The organism is Azospirillum griseum (assembly GCF_003966125.1).
Lineage (GTDB): Bacteria > Pseudomonadota > Alphaproteobacteria > Azospirillales > Azospirillaceae > Azospirillum > Azospirillum griseum.
This window is the reverse complement of record NZ_RXMA01000200.1, coordinates 1-242: the sequence shown is the minus strand read 5'-3', so window position 1 is coordinate 242 and position 242 is coordinate 1. Positions and strand designations below refer to the sequence as shown.

The window sequence follows — 242 nt, the reverse complement described above, 5'->3', positions numbered from 1 at the left end:
CCGTCTTGCGGCCGTAGCCGTTGCGCCGGTTGCCGCTCTCGTCCCCAGCCAGATGATGATCCAGCTCCGCTTTCAGCGCCCGTTCCGTCAGCGCCTTCTTCAACTGGTCGAGCAGGCCGTTCTGGTCGAACGCCGTCTTGGCATCCGCCCCCGCCAGGAGCTGGTCGAGGATCGCGTCGGGGATAACCGGTTCTTTGCGTCGGGCCATTCAGGGTCTCCTTCTGCTTCAGGATAACCCCGCC

At 64.9% G+C, this 242-nt stretch carries 1 pseudogene; it reads right to left on the bottom strand.

Going from position 1 to position 242, the window contains the following annotated elements:
* Positions 1–208: pseudogene (locus tag EJ903_RS26765) on the bottom strand (IS256 family transposase); the annotation flags it as partial.
* Between the last annotated feature and the right edge of the window lie 34 nt (positions 209–242).